The organism is Geothrix sp. PMB-07, assembly GCF_030758935.1.
Classification (GTDB): Bacteria; Acidobacteriota; Holophagae; order Holophagales; family Holophagaceae; genus Geothrix.
The window spans coordinates 2747923-2764264 of the sequence record NZ_CP132333.1; the positions used below are offsets into that span (position 1 = coordinate 2747923).

Genomic DNA, 16342 nt, shown 5'->3' on the forward strand with positions numbered 1-16342 from the left:
TCCCTACCAGCGGATCTCGGCGCAGGTGCCCCCTTCGGGACGGGGTGTCAGGCGCAGATCGGCGCCCTGGGCATTGAGCCATTTGAGGGCCAGCGGCAGCCCCAGCCCCGTGCCGTCGGGGCGCCCACTCTCAAAGGGGCGCAGCATGCGGATGGCCGTGTCCTCGGACAGCCCGTGCCCTTCGTCCAGTACGTCTAGGCGGCGGTCGGCGACCTTCACCATTACCCGCCCGCCCGCGGCGGTGGCCTGGCAGGCGTTCTCCAGCAGGTTCACCAGGGCCTGGTGCAACAGCAGAGGATCGCCCGTGGCCGTGCCCCGCCCTTCGAAGGAAAGCACTCGGCCCTGGCTGGCGGGGCGGCGCTTCACGTCGTTCAGGGCCTGGGCCGTCACATCCTCCAGCCGCATGGGTTCGGAAATGGGGTCCAGAGGTTTGGCCCACTGGAGGAACCGCTGCACCAGCCGTTCCAGCCCTTCGGTTTCTTCAAGCAGCGTGTCCGCGGCGTCGTGGTGGCCCGCACGCTTCAGCAGCTGCCCCTGCCCTTTCAGCACCGCCAGGCCGTTCTTCAGCTGGTGGGCCACCCCGGCGGTCATCTCGCCCAGCTCCGCGAAGCGCTCACGCAATTGAAGCCGCCGCTCCTCCTGTTCGGCCTCGGTGACATCGTCAAACTGCACCAGGGCGCCGATGCGGTCCGGCGCCTCCATGCGCTGCAGCCGCCAGCGACGTCCTCGGGCCTCGAGGCGCCGGGCGGGCCCTGGCTCCAGATCAAGCGCCTCTCGCAACCAGGGGAAGGGCTCCAGCACGAAGGCGGCATCAAGGCCAACCACACCCGGCGTCACGCCCAGCAACTCCTGGCCACGGCGGTTCAGGGCCGCCAGGCGGTGCCGCTGATCCACCCAGACCAGCCCCATGGGCAGCGCATCCAACAGTCGCTCGTGCACCGTGCGCAACTCACCCAAGGAGGCCGCCAGTTCGCCCCGCTCCCGCAGGCTGCCCGAGACTGCGGCCAAAACCAGGGCATCGGGATCCGGCGGTGTCCGCCGCCGCAGCCGCGCCCATCGGAAGAACAGCAGCAACACGCCTCCGAGTGCGGCGCCGATGGGAATGGCGAGGGCCAGCCCCGCGAGGGCATGGGGACTCATGCGAATCCCGCCCAGCCCATCGCCGGAGGCTTCGATTCAACCAAGATGACCCTCTCCTGCTGCACGTTCATGCCCCCAGGTTATGCTGAAACCCATGGACCGACAGCCCATCTACATCGTCTCCGGCGGATCCGGCGAAACCGCCCACCGCATGGTGCAGGCGGCGCTCACGCAGTTCGCCCTGGGCGAGGGCTCGGCCCTGGTGCGCCGCTTCCAGAATGTGCGGTCCCACGAGGACCTCGACCGCGTCCTGGAGATGGCTTCGGAAAAGCGCGCGGTCATCATCCACACCACCGTCTCGCGGGAGATGCGGGACTACCTGGACAAGCGCTGCTCCGAACTGCGGCTCACTCAGGTGGATCTCTTCGGCAACCTGCTCGACACCCTGGCCCTCTACCTCCGCGAGCGGCCCGAAGAGCGACCTGGCAGCTTCCATGCCGTGGGAGACAAGTACTTCCGCCGCATCGAGGCCATCGAGTTCGCCCTGAAGTATGACGATGGCATCGACATGGGTGGCCTGGCCGAGGCCGACATCGTGCTGGTGGGCATCAGCCGCACCAGCAAGACGCCTCTCTCCATGTACCTCGCCATGGAGGGCTTCAAGGTCATGAACGTGCCGCTGGTGCCGGGTGTGCCCCTGCCGCCAGAGCTGGCCACCATCCCCCAGGGCCGCATCGTGGGGCTCACCATCCAGGCGGACCGCCTGCAGGAGATCCGCGCCTACCGCTTGAAGCGCCTGGGCGCCACCGGGAGCGCGGACAGCTACAGCGACATGGGCCGCATCCTCGACGAACTGGCCTACGCCGACGAGATCTACAAGCACCACCGTCGCTGGCCCGTGCTGGATGTCACCGGCCGCAGCATCGAGGAAACCGCCGGCCTGGTGCTGGATCGCGTCTTCGGCAAGGAGCGCGCGGTCTGAGGTTTGCCGTGGTAAATCCTTACGTCATAACTCGTCTTCCAGCCGCTGCACGAGGGTCCGCAAAATCTTGATGCGGCCGTAGTACTTGTTCTCGCTCTCCACCAGTGTCCAGGGGGCGATCTCGGTGCTGGTGCGGTCGATCATGTCGCAGATGGCCTGCTCGTAGAGGGGCCATTTCTCGCGGTTGCGCCAGTCCTCCTCGGTGATCTTGAAGCGCTTGAAGGGTGTGGCCTGGCGCTCCTCGAAGCGGCGCAGCTGCTCCTCCTGGCTGATGGACAGCCAGAACTTGAGGAGGATGGTGCGGCTGCGCTCGATCTGCAGTTCGAACTCGTTGATCTCGCTGTAGGCCCGCTGCCAGTCGGCCTCGGAACAGAAGCCCTCCACGCGCTCCACCAGCACCCGGCCGTACCAGCTGCGATCGAAGATCTGCACCTTCCCCCGTCGGGGCAGGTTCCGCCAGAAGCGCCAGAGGTAGGGCTGGGCCCGCTCATCCTCAGTCGGGGCGGCCACGGGCTGGATGCGGTAGGTGCGGGCGTCCAGCGCCTGGGTGATGCGCCGGATGCTGCCGCCCTTCCCCGCTGCGTCCACCCCCTCGAAGACCAGCACCACCGAATGCTTCTTGAAGTTGCGGTGGCGCGTCAGCAGGTTCAGGCGCCCTTGAAGCGCGAGCAATTCCTCCTCATAGTCCTTCTTCTCCATTCGCTTCGTGAGATCCAGGGCCTTGAGGATGTTGAGCCCGTCGAGGGCGGTGGGCGGTTGGGAGACCACCGGGGCAGCCTTGGGCGCGGGATTGTCGAGGCGGGCCCGCAGCTTCTCGAGCAGCACCTTGCCCACCGTGAGCTTCTGGTAGCGCGGATCCGTGGCCTCGACCACGATCCACGGCGAATCGGCAGTGCTGGTGGAGCGCAGCGCGCGCTCGGCCACCTGGCGGAAGGTGTCGTACATCTCGAAGTGCTTCCAGTCCCGGGGCGTCACCCGCCAGCGGGTCTTGGGGTCCTTCTCCAGGTGCTTCAGACGTTTCTTCTGGACCTCCTTGCTGAGGTGCATCCAAAACTTCAGCACCAGGGCCCCTTCGTGGATGAGCATCTGCTCGAAGCTGGCGATGCGGGCCATGTCCTGATCCAGATCCGACGTCTTCATGCGGCCATGGGCCCGCTCCAGGATGGGCCAGGTGTACCAGGAGCCATCGAAGATGCCGATGCGTCCCTTGGGTGGCAGCATGCGCCAGTAGCGCCACATGTGGGGCCGCTCCCGTTCCTCGTCCGAGGGCTCATCCAGGCCGTGAGTCTGGATGTGGCGCGGATCCATCCACTCATTGAGCGCGTTCACGGTCTCGCTCTTGCCCGAGCCATCCACACCCGCCACCAAGATCACCACGGGGAATTTCGCCGAGGCCAGATCGAACTGGGCATCCAGCAGCGCCTCCCGCAGCGGGGGCAGTTCTTTGTCCCAGGTCTCCTTGCTGACCTTGTGGCCGAGTTCCGCGGACTCGAACATGGTTCCTCCGGGCTGCTGCACCTTGAATCGGCAAGGCCACGATAGCGGATTTCCCCGTGGATGAGTTCAGTATTCGTTGGCCAGATCCCCTGCCCGCACCTGCTTTTCAAAGGGCTGGAACACTGGCGCCCCAGCCGACTGGGCGATCCACTCGGCCACGCGGATGCCATCCACGGCTGCCGAGGTGATGCCTCCGGCGAAACCCGCGCCTTCGCCGCAGGGGTAGAGCCCTGGGTGCGACATGGACTGTCCATCCTCACCCCTGAGTAGTTGGATGGGGCTGCTGGTGCGGCTTTCGATGGCCAGCAGAATGGCCTCTCGGCTGGCGAAGCCGTGGATCTTCTTGTCGAAAGAAGGCAGCGCTCCGGCCAGTTGTTCACGCACGAAGTTCGGCAGACAGGTGCTTAAATCCGCCGCCACGGCGAAAGGCTTGAAGCTCGTCCCGGGCAGCTTCCCCGTGGCCCGTCCCTTCAAAAAATCCTGCACGGCCATGGCGGGTGCGCCATAGGTCTCGCCAGCAGCGCGGAAGGCGGCCTGCTCCCACTTGCGCTGGAAATACATGCCGCCCAATAGGTGGTCACTGCCAAAATCGGCGGTGTTCACCTTGGCCACCAGGCCCGAATTGGCAAAGCCCGAATTGCGCTTCTCGTTGCTCATGCCGTTGACGACCACGCCGCCTTCCTCGCTGCTGCACTGGATCACCTCGCCGCCGGGGCACATGCAGAAGCTGTAGGCGGCCCGGTTCAGGCCGAAGTTGCAAACCAGTTTGTAGTCGGCGGCGGGCAGTGAGGGATGGCCTGCACTCGGACCGTACTGGGCGCGGTCAATGAGATCCTGCGGATGCTCCACGCGCACGCCCATGGCGAAGGGTTTCTGCCGCATGGCCACGCCGTGGCCGTGAAGCATCTCGAAGGTGTCGCGGGCGCTGTGACCCGGAGCCAACACCAGAGCCTCGCAGAGGATCTCCTCACCATCGGCCAGCACCGCAGCGCGCACCCGGCCCTGCGCGTCGAAGCGCAGATCCGCCAGCCGCGAGCGGAAGCGGTAGCGGGCGCCCCGAGCCTCGGCCTCCTTGCGGATGAGCACCGCGCAGCGGCGGATCACGTCAGTGCCCACATGGGGCTTGGCCAGGTAGAGGATCCTCGGATTCGCACCGAAGCGCACGAAGGCCTCCAGCACGTAGCGTGTGGCGGGATGGCCGATGCGCGTGGTGAGCTTGCCGTCGCTGAAGGTGCCTGCGCCGCCCTCGCCGAACTGGGCATTGGCTTCGGGGTCGAGCACCGCCTCCTTCCACAATCCGGCGATGGCCTGCACGCGCTCGCCCATGGCGGGCCCCCGTTCCAGCACGATGGGTTCGATGCCGTAATCCAGCAGGCGCAGGGCGCAGAAGGTGCCCGCGGGTCCGCTGCCCACCACCACGACGCGCGGACGGCGCGGCGGCGGCGCCACGGCGTAAGGCGCCAAGTCTGGCGCCAGGTCCAGCTTGAGTCCACCCGGCAGGGGCCCCAATTCCAGGGCTCGATCTGTCTCAAAGCTGAGGGCTGTCAGGAAGCGGATGGCGCCCTTGTGGCGGGCATCCAGGCTGCGCCGCTCCAGGGTGACCGCCTGGTATTCCTTCGACGAGCCACCCAGGACGTGCGCCAGAGGCTTGGCCAGATCCAGCGCCTCCTCGCCCAGGTTCAGCGGCAGGTTGGAAAGCAGGTAGCGCATGGTCACCTCGGCGCGTGGAGCCCACGGGACTCAAAGCCAGGCATCCAGATTAACCGGGAGGTACCCCGGGGTGGCCTCCCCGGTTTCCGAGCAGCTGCCCGATGAGCCCCAACAGCTGATTGAGGCCGTAAGGCTTGGCGAGGATCCGCAAGCGGGCATCCCGGGCCTGGCCCTCCTCGATGCCTTCCAGCCCATGACCCGAAATGAGGATGACCGGCAGCTCGGAGTTCCCTTCCCGCAATTGGGCGAGAAGCTCCAACCCCGTCCTGCGAGGCATCTGCTGATCACAGATCACCAGATCGAAGGTGCCCTGGAGGAACCTCTCCCATCCCTGCACGCCATCCTGGGCCGGGGTGGCCTCGGCACCACGCAGCGTGAGCATCTCCATGAGCAATTCGCGCAGGTGGATCTCGTCTTCCACCACCAGAATGCGGAGCCCCTGCAATGAAGGTGGCTGCTGCAGGGCCACCTCGGCAGCAGGCTGGTTCGCCTCGTGAACGTGCCCCTCAGGTAGGAAGACCCGAAACTCGGTGCCTTTCCCTGGCTGGCTCTGCACCTCGATGCGACCCGCATGTGCCCGGATGATGCCCGACACCATCGCAAGGCCGAGGCCATGCCCTTGTTCGGCGGCCTTGGTGCTGAAGAAGGGCTCGAAGACACGAGGCAGAACCTCTGCCGGAATGCCCAGGCCCGTGTCGGTGACGGACAGGCACACCGAACCCTCCACACCCCGACCGGTGCTGATGGTGAGGACGCCGCCCCCGGGCATGGCGTCCCGAGCATTGATGGCCAGGTTCATGATGACCTGCTCCAATCCCACGGGATCCCCCTGGATGGGCTCGAGATCCTGCTCCAGCGCCAGTTCCAGCTGGATGCGCCCTCCTAGCAGGTGGCCAAGCAGGGTGGCCGTGCTGCGAACCAGGCCATTCAAATCCACCGGGAGGAATTCATGGCGGGTCTGATGGGTGAACTTCAGCAGAGATCGCACCATCGCCGAACAGCGGTGGGCGGTCTCCTCCGCCAGGTCCATGCGGTGGCGGGCCGGATCGCCTTCCGGCAGAGCTTGGCGGGCCAGATCCAGTTGGCCCACAATGGCCGCCAGCTGGTTGTTCACATCGTGGGCGATGCCGCCCGAGAGGGTGCCCACCACCTGCACCCGCTGGCTTCGCAGCAGCTGGCGCTGGAGCGACACCTCCTGCTGGACGGCGGCTCCGGCCCGCTCGATGGCTTGGCCGAGGGCCTGGATCTCCTGGATGCGGGTCTCCACGGGACCTGGAGTCTCCCCTTCGCCCATGGACTGGGCCACGGCCACCAAGGCTTCGAGGGGTGCGCTGAAGCGGCGGGACAGCAGCACCACCCGCCAGGTGGCCAGTCCCATGATGATCACCCCGGCCAGCAGAAGAAGCAGTGAAAGACGTCGGGCAGGCCCCTGCACATCCTGATCGGGGATGGCCAGGCTGAGCCGCCAATCCACCCCGGCTGCCACCACCAACGGCTCGGCGATGCAGGTGTAGCCCTCACCGCCGAAGCCGAGCCGGAAGGGCTGCCGCTTGTCCCTGGCCCGTAACCAATCCTTCTGAAGCCGATGGAAGAGGGGCAGGAAGTCCGGCCCCAGGGGCCGCAGGAAGGGCAGGCCCTCAACCGAGATCGCCTGCTTCGGCAAGGTTCTCGGCAGGATCAGGGCCACGCCCCGGTCATCGCTCACCAGCACCTGCGCGTGGGGCGTGGGCTGGGCCTCCCAGGCGCGCTGGCTGAGGGTCTCCAGGAAGATGTCCACGCAGATGGCGCCCTGCAGTTCGCCGCTGGCGCCTCGCAGGGGCACCATGTAGGAGAGGCCATGGGTGGGCAGATTCGCGAACCGGTAGGCCCCCACCCACTGCGCTGAGGTCGATTCCGTGGCGAGCTTCCACCAGGGGCGCTGGTACACCTTGTAGGGCGTGCGTTCCCACACCGCGAAGGGCAGGCGCTGGCCCGCCTTGCGAAGGTAGCGTTTCAGCCCCTGGGGCTGCCGCGCATCCAGATGGTACGTGGCCAACCCATCAGACAAACGGCTCATGGACACGCCCCAGCCATCCGCCGAAACGAACACCAGGTTCGCCACCAGGGGGAATTCCTCCAGCATCGGGGCGATCTGCGCTTCAGCTCCGGGCAGATCCTTGAAGGAGATCCGGCCCTCCCGCCACCAGCGATCCACGGTGCCGCCCACCCGCTCCACCAGCGCCAGGTCGCCCTTCAGATCGCTCGAAAGACGGGCCAGGCTTTCGCGGGAGCGGGCCTGGATCTGCTGATCCATGCTCCGGCCCATGCCCACCCAGGCGAGCAGGGTCGACAGGCCTGCGAGCAAGGCGATCAAGACCAGCAACTCGCGCTGAAGGAGCCGCCGGAGCGGAACCATGGAATCTCCCCAACCTATGGACCTTCCCACTATGGCGCCAAACAGCTGAAAGCGGCTGAAAGCGTTGCTCCACGATGTGATGCACGACCTCTGGCACCTGGACCACAAGATCCTCGAATCGCTTTGGCTGCTGGTGCGTCGGCCAGGCTTCCTGGCTGAAGAGTACTTAGCGGGTCGCCGGATGCGGCACGTGCCCCCCTTCCGGCTCTACGTCATCGCCAGCTTCGCCTTGTTCCTGGCCTTCTCCTTTGTGAAAGTGGGCAATGCCCACAGTGGGCCCGCAGCCATCCAATTACATGCCTCTGTAGGCCCGGCACCCGGTGCCGCTGCCGAACCTGCTGCGCCGGTGCAGAGCACCGCACAGGCCAAAGCGAAGACACCCCAAAAGCCAGCCTGGGCCGAGAGCCTGAAGACGCGCGCCAAGGAGGCGCAGAAGGACCCCGAACGCTTCTACCACGCCTTCCTTTCCAACCTCTCCAAAAGCCTGTTCGTGCTCATGCCCGTCTTCGCGGGACTGCTGATGCTCCTGCACCTGCGCCGCACGCAGAGTTTCTTCGTGGATCACATGGTGGTGGCGCTGCATCACCACGTGGTCTGCTTCCTGGTCATCCTCCTGCTCATGGGCCTGGCCGCGCTGCCGGGCGAGGATTGGGGCTGTCTGCCCGGGGTCCTCCTCTTCTTGACCCCGCCCCTGCACCTGGCCGCCTCCCTGCAGCGCCTCTACCGCCGAGGCTGGCTGCGCAGCCTGGCCAAGGCAGCCCTGATCTCCGCCGTGTACGGCTGCATCGTCAGCGTGGCGTTGGTGGGTTTGCTGCTGTGGTCCCTGCCGAAGGCTGGCTGACCTGGGGCTGGCTCATCAGGGCCTGATTCTCCGCCTTCCATTGCATGACTCGGAAGATGCGGTTGCGGCCGCTGGGATGGTCGTAGAAGAGCGCTTCTTCAAGGGGCGTCGGGCTCATCTTCCGGTACTCGGCCAGGTGCAGGGCCGCCTGGGCGAAACCATCCGGCTGACGGCTGGCGTTGACGCCGTACATGTCGGCCTCGTGCTCCTGGGTGCGGATGTAGGTATTCATCACAGGCGTCAGGATGAAGAGGAAGAGGCCCGCCACCAGGGTCACCAGAGGCAGGACCGCTGGATCGTCGACGCCGCGAACGCCCCAGGCCTCTCCCCATCGCGCCAGCGCCCAGCCCAGGGACCAGCGCAGCAGTGCGAACAGAGCCACGATGACAATCAGCAGGAATTCGATCATTTTCGGGATGTGGTTCAGCACGTAGTGACCCATTTCGTGGCCCATCACCGCCTGGATCTCCTCGGGCGAACCCCGCCGAATCAGGTTGTCGTTCAGGGTGATGCGCGTGGTGCCGGCGAAGCCGCTCACGTTGGCGCTCATGCGGGTGGTCTGCTTGGAGGCGTCGATTTCGTAGATGTCCTTCACAGGAATCCCATTGGCCCGGACCAGGCTCAGGATCGGGGTGGTGATCTTGGGATCGCTCAGCTTCTTCGGTGAGTTGAAGATCGGCTGCAGGAACACCGGCCCAATGAGGATGCTGAACACCAGGATGGCCAGGGAGGCCACCGCGCCCCAGATCCACCAAGTTCTCTGGAGGCGGCGCACGATGGCGAAGAGCAGCGCCACGGCCAATCCGCCCAGAATCACATTGAGAAGCAGCCCCTTGCCCTCATCGCCCAGCCAGGCGCCGAAGGTCTGGGTGGCCAGCCCATAGTGATGCTCCCGCAGGAACCCCTCGTACAGGTTCAGGGGAAAGCTCAGCGCGTAGGTCAACAGGACATACTGGCCCCAGTAGATCAGGGTCTGCAGGAACCGGAAGCGGGTGATCCGCTCGGCCAATTGGCGCATCCGCGATGACCAGCGGCGGTTCAACAGCAGAAGCGAGATCGCCACGCCCAACAGGAAGTTCCACAGGATGAGCCAGTAGCCACCCTCGAAATAGGCATTGGATCGGGCCAGGGCCGAGGGTGGGATCTGCGCCAGGTAGGCGTTGGTGGCCGCCTCGGCACTGAAGCCTGGGCCCGCTTGGGCCTCCTTGGGCACTGTCAGCACTGCTGGCATTTGGGCTGGCATCTGGTTGGGTGGCAGGGCCGGTTCCGCCCCGCCCAGGACTCCTGCAAGCCCCAGCGACAGACAGACGCCAAGGGCGCGAAGGTGCTTCTTCATGGCGAGGCCTCGATGGTGTGCGCCGGAAGCGGCGATGGGATAGATGGATGGCTTACGCCAGGCCCGAGGCCGGGTTTAACAACTTGGGCTCCGCGAGCGCCCTGCCGCGGCCACCAGGTCTTCGGATGGAAAACCCTGTTGATTCTTCATCGATGGAATTTTGTTCAGGTATATAATTAGACACGGAGCGCACCCCATGGGAACCAACCTGAACAGGATCGTGGTGGCTGGCGGCACGGGCCTGGTTGGGCGGAAGCTGGTCCGAGCGCTGTTGGATCACGGGTTCCGCGTGCAAGTGCTCACCCGGAATCCCCAAACCCTGCATGTGCCGGCCGGGGCTTCTGCCTGCGGTTGGGAGGAGCTGCCGGGTCTGCTGGAAGGCGCCGGAGCGGTGATCAACCTGGCGGGGGAAGGCATCGCCGAGGGCCGCTGGACGGCCGCCCGCAAGACCGCCATCCGCAGGAGCCGACTGGAAGCCACTGCGCGGCTGGTTTCGGCCATGCAGGCCTGCACCCAACCACCCAAGGCCCTGGTGAACGCCTCGGCCATCGGCTACTACATCCCCCGCGCTGAAGCGCCCGTGGAGGAAGGCTCCGCCCCTGGCGCTGGTTTCCTGGCCGAGGTCTGCCAGGCCTGGGAACAGGAGGCCCAGAAGGCCACTGCCCTCGGAGTCCGCGTGGCCCTCATTCGCATTGGCGTGGTGCTGGCCCGCGAAGGCGGGGCTTTGCCTAAGATGGCCCTGCCCGTCCGCTGGTTCCAGGGCTGCAAGCTGGGCACGGGAAAGCAGGGCCTCAGCTGGATCCACCTCGACGACCTGGTGGCCATGCTGCTGGAGGCCGCCCGGAATTCAGCCTGGGAAGGCCCCTTCAATGGCACCGCCCCCCAGCCCCTCGACAACGAGACCTTCACCCGGCTGCTCGCCCGAGAGCTGCATCGGCCTCTGCTGCCCGTGCCGGGGTTTCTCACCACCTTCGCCACCAAATTGCTGCTCGGGGAAATGGCTGAGGCGCTGCTGCTCCAAGGGGCCATGGTAAGGCCCGCCCGCGCCCAGGCCCTGGGCTTCCAGTTCCGCTTTCCCACGGCCGAGGCGGCCCTGAAGGATCTGTTATGAGGGAAGAGATCTTCGTCTCCATCCAGGATCTGCCGGTTCCCCGTGCGGAAGTCTTCGCCTTCTTCGCCGACCCCGCCAACCTCGAGGCCCTCACCCCGCCCTGGCTGCGCTTCGAGGTACTCACGCCCAAACCGCTGCCCCGCGGGGAGGGTGCCCTGTTCGACTACCGCATCCGAGTACGGGGGCTTCCCATTCGCTGGCGCACCCTCATCGAGACCTACATCCCCGGCGAGCGGTTCGTGGACCGGCAAATCTCCGGCCCCTACGCCCTGTGGCACCACACCCACAGCTTCGAGGATCTGCCCGATGGCGGCACCCGCATGACCGACCGCGTGCGCTATCGCTTGGGATGGGGCGTCATCGGCTCCCTCCTCACGGCTCTGTGGGTGCGAAAAGATGTGGCGCGGATCTTCGCCTATCGCAAGCAGGTGTTGGCGGAGCGCTTCGTCAGCCGCTAGGTGGCAGGCCCGCCGCGGCGATGGCGCTTGGCGGATTTGGTATGCTCGGTCACCTCTCCAGGAGATCCCGTGCGCCGCTGGTTGAAGCCTGTGCTGATCGCTCTTGCGCTGCTGCTGGTGGCCGCGGGCCTGTGGATCTGGTTTGCCTTCCTGCGCGTCTTCTTCGTGAAACCGGGACATGGCGGCGCCCACCTCCACCTGACCGCCAAGGCACTGGCGGGTTCGCGGCAAGGCGAGTCAGGCTTCATCGACAGCCAAGGCCCCTTGGCCCGCCTGGACAAGCCCATCCGGTTGGCCAAGCTGGGCGCCACCACGGTGGTGTTCGCCGACATCAACAACCACGCCATTCGCAGCATGGATCTGGAGGGCCGCGTCCACACCCTGGCCGGCGGCCCCGACAAGGCCGGCTACCAGGATGGCCCCGCGGAAACCGCCCGCTTCAAATCGCCCCACGGGGTGGCGGTGCGTGCCGATGGCGCCATCGCCGTGGCCGAGGTGGGCAACAACACCATCCGATTGCTGATGCCCCGCGGCAACGGCGGCTATGAGGTCATGACTCTGGCCGGAAGCGGCGGCCGTTCCGGCATGCAGGATGGCCCCGCCGCCACCGCTCGCTTCAGCTCGCCCCATGCCGTCCTTTGGGGCCCTGCCGGCGAACTCTTCGTCGCAGACATCGGCAATGCGCGCGTGCGCCGGATCCAGAACGGCCAAGTCAGCACCGTGGCGGGCGATGGACATCGCGGCCTGCAGGACGGATTCCCGGGCCGTCTGTCCTGGCCCATGGACCTCTGCCTCGACGATCAGGGCACCCTTTGGATCGCCGATTGCGGCACCCTCACGCTGCGCACCTGGCGCCCGGAGACGGGCCTCGGCACACCCTTTCCGGGCCTGCAGATGGCCATGCCCCATGGCATCTCCAGCCGTGGCGAGCAGGTGCTGGTGGCCGAGATGAACGGCCAGCGCATCCTCGCCTTCGATCGCCGGAACGGCCAGGTATCCACCCTCTACGGCAACGGCCAGCGGGGCTTCGGCGAGGGCGAACTGAACCGCCCCGCCGCCCTGCTGGCCGATGGCGACCGGCTGTGGGTCGCCGACCTCTACAATCACCGCATCCTCGCCTTGGCGTTGCCCACTGGCGGACTCACCAAGCGCGACTGACCACCAGAATGGCGATGGCCAGGCCGCCCACGGCGAGCCCCGCGGCCAGCAGCTTCGGACCCGCCAGCCGCGTCCACAGCAGGATGCCCGAAAGGGTGAGGAACAGCAGGGCGCCTGCGAAGGCATCGGACAACAGGATCCAGCCGATCTGGCCGCCATCGCCCTTGTGGAGGCGCTTGAGCACCTGAAGGAAGTTGGCGTCCTTCTGTTCCAGTTCCACGGTGCGGTTGCCCGGCGTATAGGTGGCCAAGGCGAAGTGGGCATGGCCGAAGAAAGCCACGGTCCACTGATCCGCCACCTTGACCTGGGCACCCCCCATGCGGCCGGGTTTTCCCGCCTTGGTCAGCCATTTCACCCGGTTCATGGGCACGTTGAACCGCGCCGCCAAGGCCTGGGCCAGGGCTTCCGGGCTGGCGGGCGCTTCGGGAAACTCCACCGTCACCTTGTGCTCGGAGATCTGGCCCGCCTCGATCTTCATGACGCCCCGGTGGTTCAACAGAATTCCCGTGAACCCGAACAGCAGGCCGAACGCGGCGCCGCTGAGCCCCACCCAGGCGTGGAGCTTGCGCAGCACGCGGAGGAAGGCCGCCTTGCGGGGATGCCGCGGAATGCGGCGGAATCCCGTCGCGTGGCTCAGATGGGAAGGCATGCCGGAGCGGTTCATGGGCCTCAGAAGCAGCAGGAGAGGGTGAGCTGAGCGCGGCGCGGCGTGCCCACGGTGATGTTGTAGTCGTTGCCCGCGGTGGGGTAGTAACGGCGGTCGAAGAGGTTCTCCACATTGAGGGAAAGCCGGTTCTGCTTGCCGAAGCGGAAGTAGACCGCTGCGTCGGCGCGGGTGAAGGCGGGCAGCAGCACCGTGTTGGTGGTGCTCGCATAGGTGTCGGCCTGGTGGATGAGGCCCAGCCCCAGCGCCCACGAGTCTGACAGATCCACCTTGTTCCACCAGCTGGCGGCACGGCGGGGCACCAGCGGCACCTGCGTTCCGGCCGGCACCGCGGCGCTGGTGGCGCTGCCGCCGGTGGCCTTCACCACGCGGGCATCCAGCTGGGCGAAGCCCCCATAGACCTGCCAGCGCTCCGTGACCTGGCCCTGGAAGCCGATCTCCACGCCATCGGTGCGCTGGAGTCCTGAGAGCACCAGCTTGGTGGGGTCGTTGGGATCCTTGCTCTTCACATCGGCGCGGTCGAGACGGAAGGCCGCCGCCGTGAGGGCGAAGCCTGCGCTGAGATCCCACTTGCCGCCCACTTCCCAGTTGGTGGCCTTCTCTGGCTTCAGATCGGCGTTGCTGGCGCTGAGGGACAGGGTTTCGCTGCTGGGCAGGAAGGCGTAGCTGTAGCTGGCGTAGTAGGAGGACGCGGCGTTGGGCTGGTAGATGAGGCCAGCCCGAGGCGAGGCGGCCTTGTCGGTGCGGGCCAGGTCGACGTTGGCAGAGCTGCGGTCATCCAGCGCCACGCTGAAACGGTCGTAGCGCAGCCCCAGCACCGCTTTCCACTGGCTGGAGAGCGTGATCTGATCCTGCAGGTAGAGCGCGGCGATGTTGGCAGTCACTTCGTTGTGGGTGTCGCTGCTGGCCGCGGCCCAGCGGGTGACCGAGGCCCGGGGGCTGGAAGCATCCACCGTGGCGGTGGTGGCCGTTCCGAAATAGCCCGTCAGGCGCGTGTTGTCGCTGTCCTGGTGGCCCAGTTCCAGACCCGCCAGCAGCAGGTGCTCCATGCCACCGATCCGGCCGCGGACTTCGAGTTCGGTCTGATTGAACACATTGGTGCGGAGGTTGGACTGGCTGTAGGCGGACACCTTCATCAAGCGCGTGGCGGGATCCACCACGCTGTTGGGCTGGACGTTCTGGCGCAAGGTGTCGTAGCGCGTGACGCGCAGCGCGTTTCGCAGGAGGACATTCGGGGCCAGGCTGGTTTCCACTTTGGCGCTGAGGCTATCCACCACCGCCGCGCTGGGGCTCTGCGAGGGATCGCCGAAGAAGGTCTCCCGCGCCCCGTCCAGGGGTCGGCCGTTGAGCGCAGGGATGCCGCGGTCCGTGGTGCGGCGGTCCTCGAAATGTTCCACCCCCACCAGGGCCAGCGTGTCCTGGCCGAGCGCGAACTCCAGCACCGGGTTGATGCCGGAACGGCGCAGTTTGAACCCTTCGCGGAAGCCCTTGGCATCCTCGGCCACGGCATTCACCCGGAAGCCTGCCTGGGTTCCGAGGCGGTCGCTCACATCCACACTGGCCCGCTTGTCCTGCCAGCTTCCCAAGCTCAATTCCGCCTGCGTGAGGGCCTGCTCCAACGGGCGCTTGGTCACGCGATTCACCACGCCGCCCCCACCGCCGCGACCGAAGGTCATGCCGCTGGGCCCCTTGAGAATCTCGATGCGCTCGGCGTTGTAGGGGTCCCGGAAATAGAGGGCGTCATCGCGCAGGCCATCCACGAAGAAATCCGAGGTGGTGCTGATGCCGCGGAGCACCGGCTGGTCGCGCCCGCCTTCACCGGGATTCATCGAGGCCCCCGGCACGTAGCGGATGATGTCGGCCATGCTCTTCATGCCCTGATCCTTGACCAGCATTTCCGGCACCACCTGCACGGACTGAGGCACGTCGCTCAGGGGCGTGTCGGTCTTGGTGACCGTGGCGGAACGCCGAGCCCGGTAGCTCTTGACGGGGCCGTCGGCCCGCTCGCGATCCTTGGTTTTCTTGCCCTTCACCTTCACTTCGGGCAGGGCGGCTTCCTTCGGCGGAGGAACCTGGGCGGGCTCCTGCTGGGCCGTTCCTTGCGGGGCCAGGCAGGTGAGGAGGGAGAGCAGCAGAACGTGCGACATGGGGGCCTTTCAGGCAGAGGAATCCCAGGCCTCGCGAGGCCGAGCTTCAGAAGCGGTTGGATGGACTAGGCGTCCAGTTGGAAGGAAAGGGGAACCAGCACCCAGGCGGCCAGGCGCTCGGTCCCGCGCCGGGCGGGCGTGAAGCGCCAGCGCTTCACAGTGCCCAGGGCAGCCTGATCCAGACGTGCGTGGCCACTGCTTTGGCGGACTTCCACCTGCTCGGGCTGGCCCTCGGGGTTGACGAGCACCCGGAGAATCACCTTGCCCTCTTCACCGAAGCGCTTGGACAGGGCCGGGTAATCCGGTTCGGGGTTCTGCAGGTAGGCCGCATCGAAGCGAGGAGCCACCACCGCACTGGCCGAACCCTCCAGCGAGCCGCCCACCTGGCCGCCGAGGGTGCCACCCATCACACCACCCCCCTGCCCACCAGGGACGCCCCCCGCAGGCCCCTGGGCAGGGAGCTGGCCCGATCCCACAGCCAGCACCGGGCTGGGTTCGGCGGGCTGGGGCATGGGCTGAAGGTCTTCCGCGCGGGGCGCCGAGGTGGCAGATTGGTTGGTCGTGGCAGGGGCCAGCGATGAGACCGGCGGTGGAGGCGGGGCCGGGGCATCGAAGGTTTCCAGAGCCACCGTCACGGCGCGCAACGGAGCTGGCGCAGTCGGCGCGGCCACAGCCAGCACGAACGCCGCACTGAAGAGGGCCCCGTACACCGCCACTGACAGGGCCATCACCCGCGAGCGGGGACCCTTGGGCAGGGTGCCAAGGATGGGAGGCTCCGCCAGCTGAATGGGCGCCTGGGCAAGCGAAGAGGGACCGATGCCTGGCGTGGCGGCTGGCAAGGGCCAGTCGCCCAACGGGGCCGAGAGGACGGAGGTGGTGAGCACGTTTCCCATGCCCCCAGTCTACACAATTGAGATAGCGTCTCAATACCGTTTTGACTCAAATCACGCCCGTCCCCGGAAA

Annotated in this window: 13 protein-coding genes; 5 read left to right on the forward strand and 8 right to left on the reverse strand. The window is 66.7% G+C overall.

Annotated features, from left to right (window positions below; translation table 11 throughout):
- Positions 1 to 3: 3 nt before the first annotated feature.
- Entirely contained in the window at positions 4 to 1140 is a 1137-nt protein-coding gene (locus tag Q9293_RS12150) for a PAS domain-containing sensor histidine kinase (protein WP_306246827.1), read from the reverse strand.
- 94 nt (positions 1141 to 1234) lie between these two features.
- On the opposite strand from Q9293_RS12150, the gene Q9293_RS12155 reads away from it, so the two are divergent.
- Positions 1235 to 2062: a pyruvate, water dikinase regulatory protein gene (locus Q9293_RS12155; RefSeq protein WP_306246829.1), complete on the forward strand. Its 828-nt coding sequence runs from the start codon at positions 1235 to 1237 to the stop codon at positions 2060 to 2062.
- A gap of 24 nt (positions 2063 to 2086) precedes the next feature.
- Here the strand turns inward: Q9293_RS12155 and pap are convergent, their stop codons facing one another.
- The 3 genes from pap to Q9293_RS12170 form a co-directional block, all read right to left on the reverse strand.
- Positions 2087 to 3559 carry a polyphosphate:AMP phosphotransferase gene (gene pap, locus Q9293_RS12160; protein ID WP_306246832.1) on the reverse strand — a complete coding sequence of 491 codons (1473 nt, stop codon included), beginning with the start codon at positions 3557 to 3559 and terminating at the stop codon, positions 2087 to 2089.
- Between the two features lie 66 nt (positions 3560 to 3625).
- Entirely contained in the window at positions 3626 to 5269 is a 1644-nt protein-coding gene (locus Q9293_RS12165; RefSeq protein WP_306246834.1) for an NAD(P)/FAD-dependent oxidoreductase, read from the reverse strand.
- 49 nt (positions 5270 to 5318) lie between these two features.
- Entirely contained in the window at positions 5319 to 7664 is a 2346-nt protein-coding gene (locus Q9293_RS12170) for an ATP-binding protein (RefSeq protein ID WP_306246836.1), read from the reverse strand.
- 79 nt (positions 7665 to 7743) lie between these two features.
- Here Q9293_RS12170 and Q9293_RS12175 point away from each other — a divergent pair, with 79 nt between their 5' ends.
- Entirely contained in the window at positions 7744 to 8505 is a 762-nt protein-coding gene (locus Q9293_RS12175; RefSeq protein ID WP_306246838.1) for a DUF3667 domain-containing protein, read from the forward strand.
- On the opposite strand, the gene Q9293_RS12180 is transcribed toward Q9293_RS12175, so the two are convergent.
- Positions 8453 to 9841 (reverse strand): M48 family metallopeptidase, encoded by a 1389-nt coding sequence (locus Q9293_RS12180; protein ID WP_306246840.1) that lies wholly within the window; start codon positions 9839 to 9841, stop codon positions 8453 to 8455. The genes Q9293_RS12175 and Q9293_RS12180 overlap by 53 nt on opposite strands.
- A 196-nt stretch (positions 9842 to 10037) precedes the next feature.
- On the opposite strand from Q9293_RS12180, the gene Q9293_RS12185 reads away from it, so the two are divergent.
- The 3 genes from Q9293_RS12185 (at position 10038) to Q9293_RS12195 (ending at position 12568) form a co-directional block, all read left to right on the forward strand.
- Positions 10038 to 10952 (forward strand): TIGR01777 family oxidoreductase, encoded by a 915-nt coding sequence (locus tag Q9293_RS12185; RefSeq protein ID WP_306246842.1) that lies wholly within the window; start codon positions 10038 to 10040, stop codon positions 10950 to 10952.
- Complete coding sequence (locus tag Q9293_RS12190) at positions 10949 to 11410, forward strand: SRPBCC family protein (RefSeq protein WP_306246844.1); 462 nt, start codon at positions 10949 to 10951, stop codon at positions 11408 to 11410. The genes Q9293_RS12185 and Q9293_RS12190 overlap by 4 nt, the downstream gene beginning before the upstream one ends.
- 69 nt (positions 11411 to 11479) lie before the next feature.
- Complete coding sequence (locus Q9293_RS12195; protein WP_306246846.1) at positions 11480 to 12568, forward strand: hypothetical protein; 1089 nt, start codon at positions 11480 to 11482, stop codon at positions 12566 to 12568.
- On the opposite strand, the gene Q9293_RS12200 is transcribed toward Q9293_RS12195, so the two are convergent.
- From Q9293_RS12200 to Q9293_RS12210, 3 genes are all read right to left on the reverse strand, one after another.
- A complete protein-coding gene (locus Q9293_RS12200; RefSeq protein ID WP_306246848.1) occupies positions 12552 to 13232 on the reverse strand; it encodes a PepSY-associated TM helix domain-containing protein in 681 nt (226 codons plus the stop codon). The genes Q9293_RS12195 and Q9293_RS12200 overlap by 17 nt on opposite strands.
- Before the next feature lie 5 nt (positions 13233 to 13237).
- Complete coding sequence (locus Q9293_RS12205) at positions 13238 to 15379, reverse strand: TonB-dependent siderophore receptor (RefSeq protein WP_306246850.1); 2142 nt, start codon at positions 15377 to 15379, stop codon at positions 13238 to 13240.
- Positions 15380 to 15444: 65 nt separating this feature from the next.
- Entirely contained in the window at positions 15445 to 16272 is an 828-nt protein-coding gene (locus tag Q9293_RS12210) for an energy transducer TonB (RefSeq protein WP_306246852.1), read from the reverse strand.
- Between the last annotated feature and the right edge of the window lie 70 nt (positions 16273 to 16342).

Excerpts from the sequence above, each read along its gene's own strand:
- Q9293_RS12170 (WP_306246836.1), bottom strand. The coding sequence starts at position 7,664 with ATGGTTCCGCTCCGGCGGCTCCTTCAGCGCGAGTTGCTGGTCTTGATC.
- Q9293_RS12200 (WP_306246848.1), bottom strand. The coding sequence starts at position 13,232 with ATGAACCGCTCCGGCATGCCTTCCCATCTGAGCCACGCGACGGGATTC.
- Q9293_RS12180 (WP_306246840.1), bottom strand. The coding sequence starts at position 9,841 with ATGAAGAAGCACCTTCGCGCCCTTGGCGTCTGTCTGTCGCTGGGGCTT.
- Q9293_RS12185 (WP_306246842.1), top strand. The coding sequence starts at position 10,038 with ATGGGAACCAACCTGAACAGGATCGTGGTGGCTGGCGGCACGGGCCTG.
- Q9293_RS12155 (WP_306246829.1), top strand. The coding sequence starts at position 1,235 with ATGGACCGACAGCCCATCTACATCGTCTCCGGCGGATCCGGCGAAACC.
- Q9293_RS12175 (WP_306246838.1), top strand. The coding sequence starts at position 7,744 with ATGCACGACCTCTGGCACCTGGACCACAAGATCCTCGAATCGCTTTGG.
- Q9293_RS12205 (WP_306246850.1), bottom strand. The coding sequence starts at position 15,379 with ATGTCGCACGTTCTGCTGCTCTCCCTCCTCACCTGCCTGGCCCCGCAA.
- Q9293_RS12190 (WP_306246844.1), top strand. The coding sequence starts at position 10,949 with ATGAGGGAAGAGATCTTCGTCTCCATCCAGGATCTGCCGGTTCCCCGT.
- pap (WP_306246832.1), bottom strand. The coding sequence starts at position 3,559 with ATGTTCGAGTCCGCGGAACTCGGCCACAAGGTCAGCAAGGAGACCTGG.
- Q9293_RS12150 (WP_306246827.1), bottom strand. The coding sequence starts at position 1,140 with ATGAGTCCCCATGCCCTCGCGGGGCTGGCCCTCGCCATTCCCATCGGC.
- Q9293_RS12165 (WP_306246834.1), bottom strand. The coding sequence starts at position 5,269 with ATGCGCTACCTGCTTTCCAACCTGCCGCTGAACCTGGGCGAGGAGGCG.
- Q9293_RS12210 (WP_306246852.1), bottom strand. The coding sequence starts at position 16,272 with ATGGGAAACGTGCTCACCACCTCCGTCCTCTCGGCCCCGTTGGGCGAC.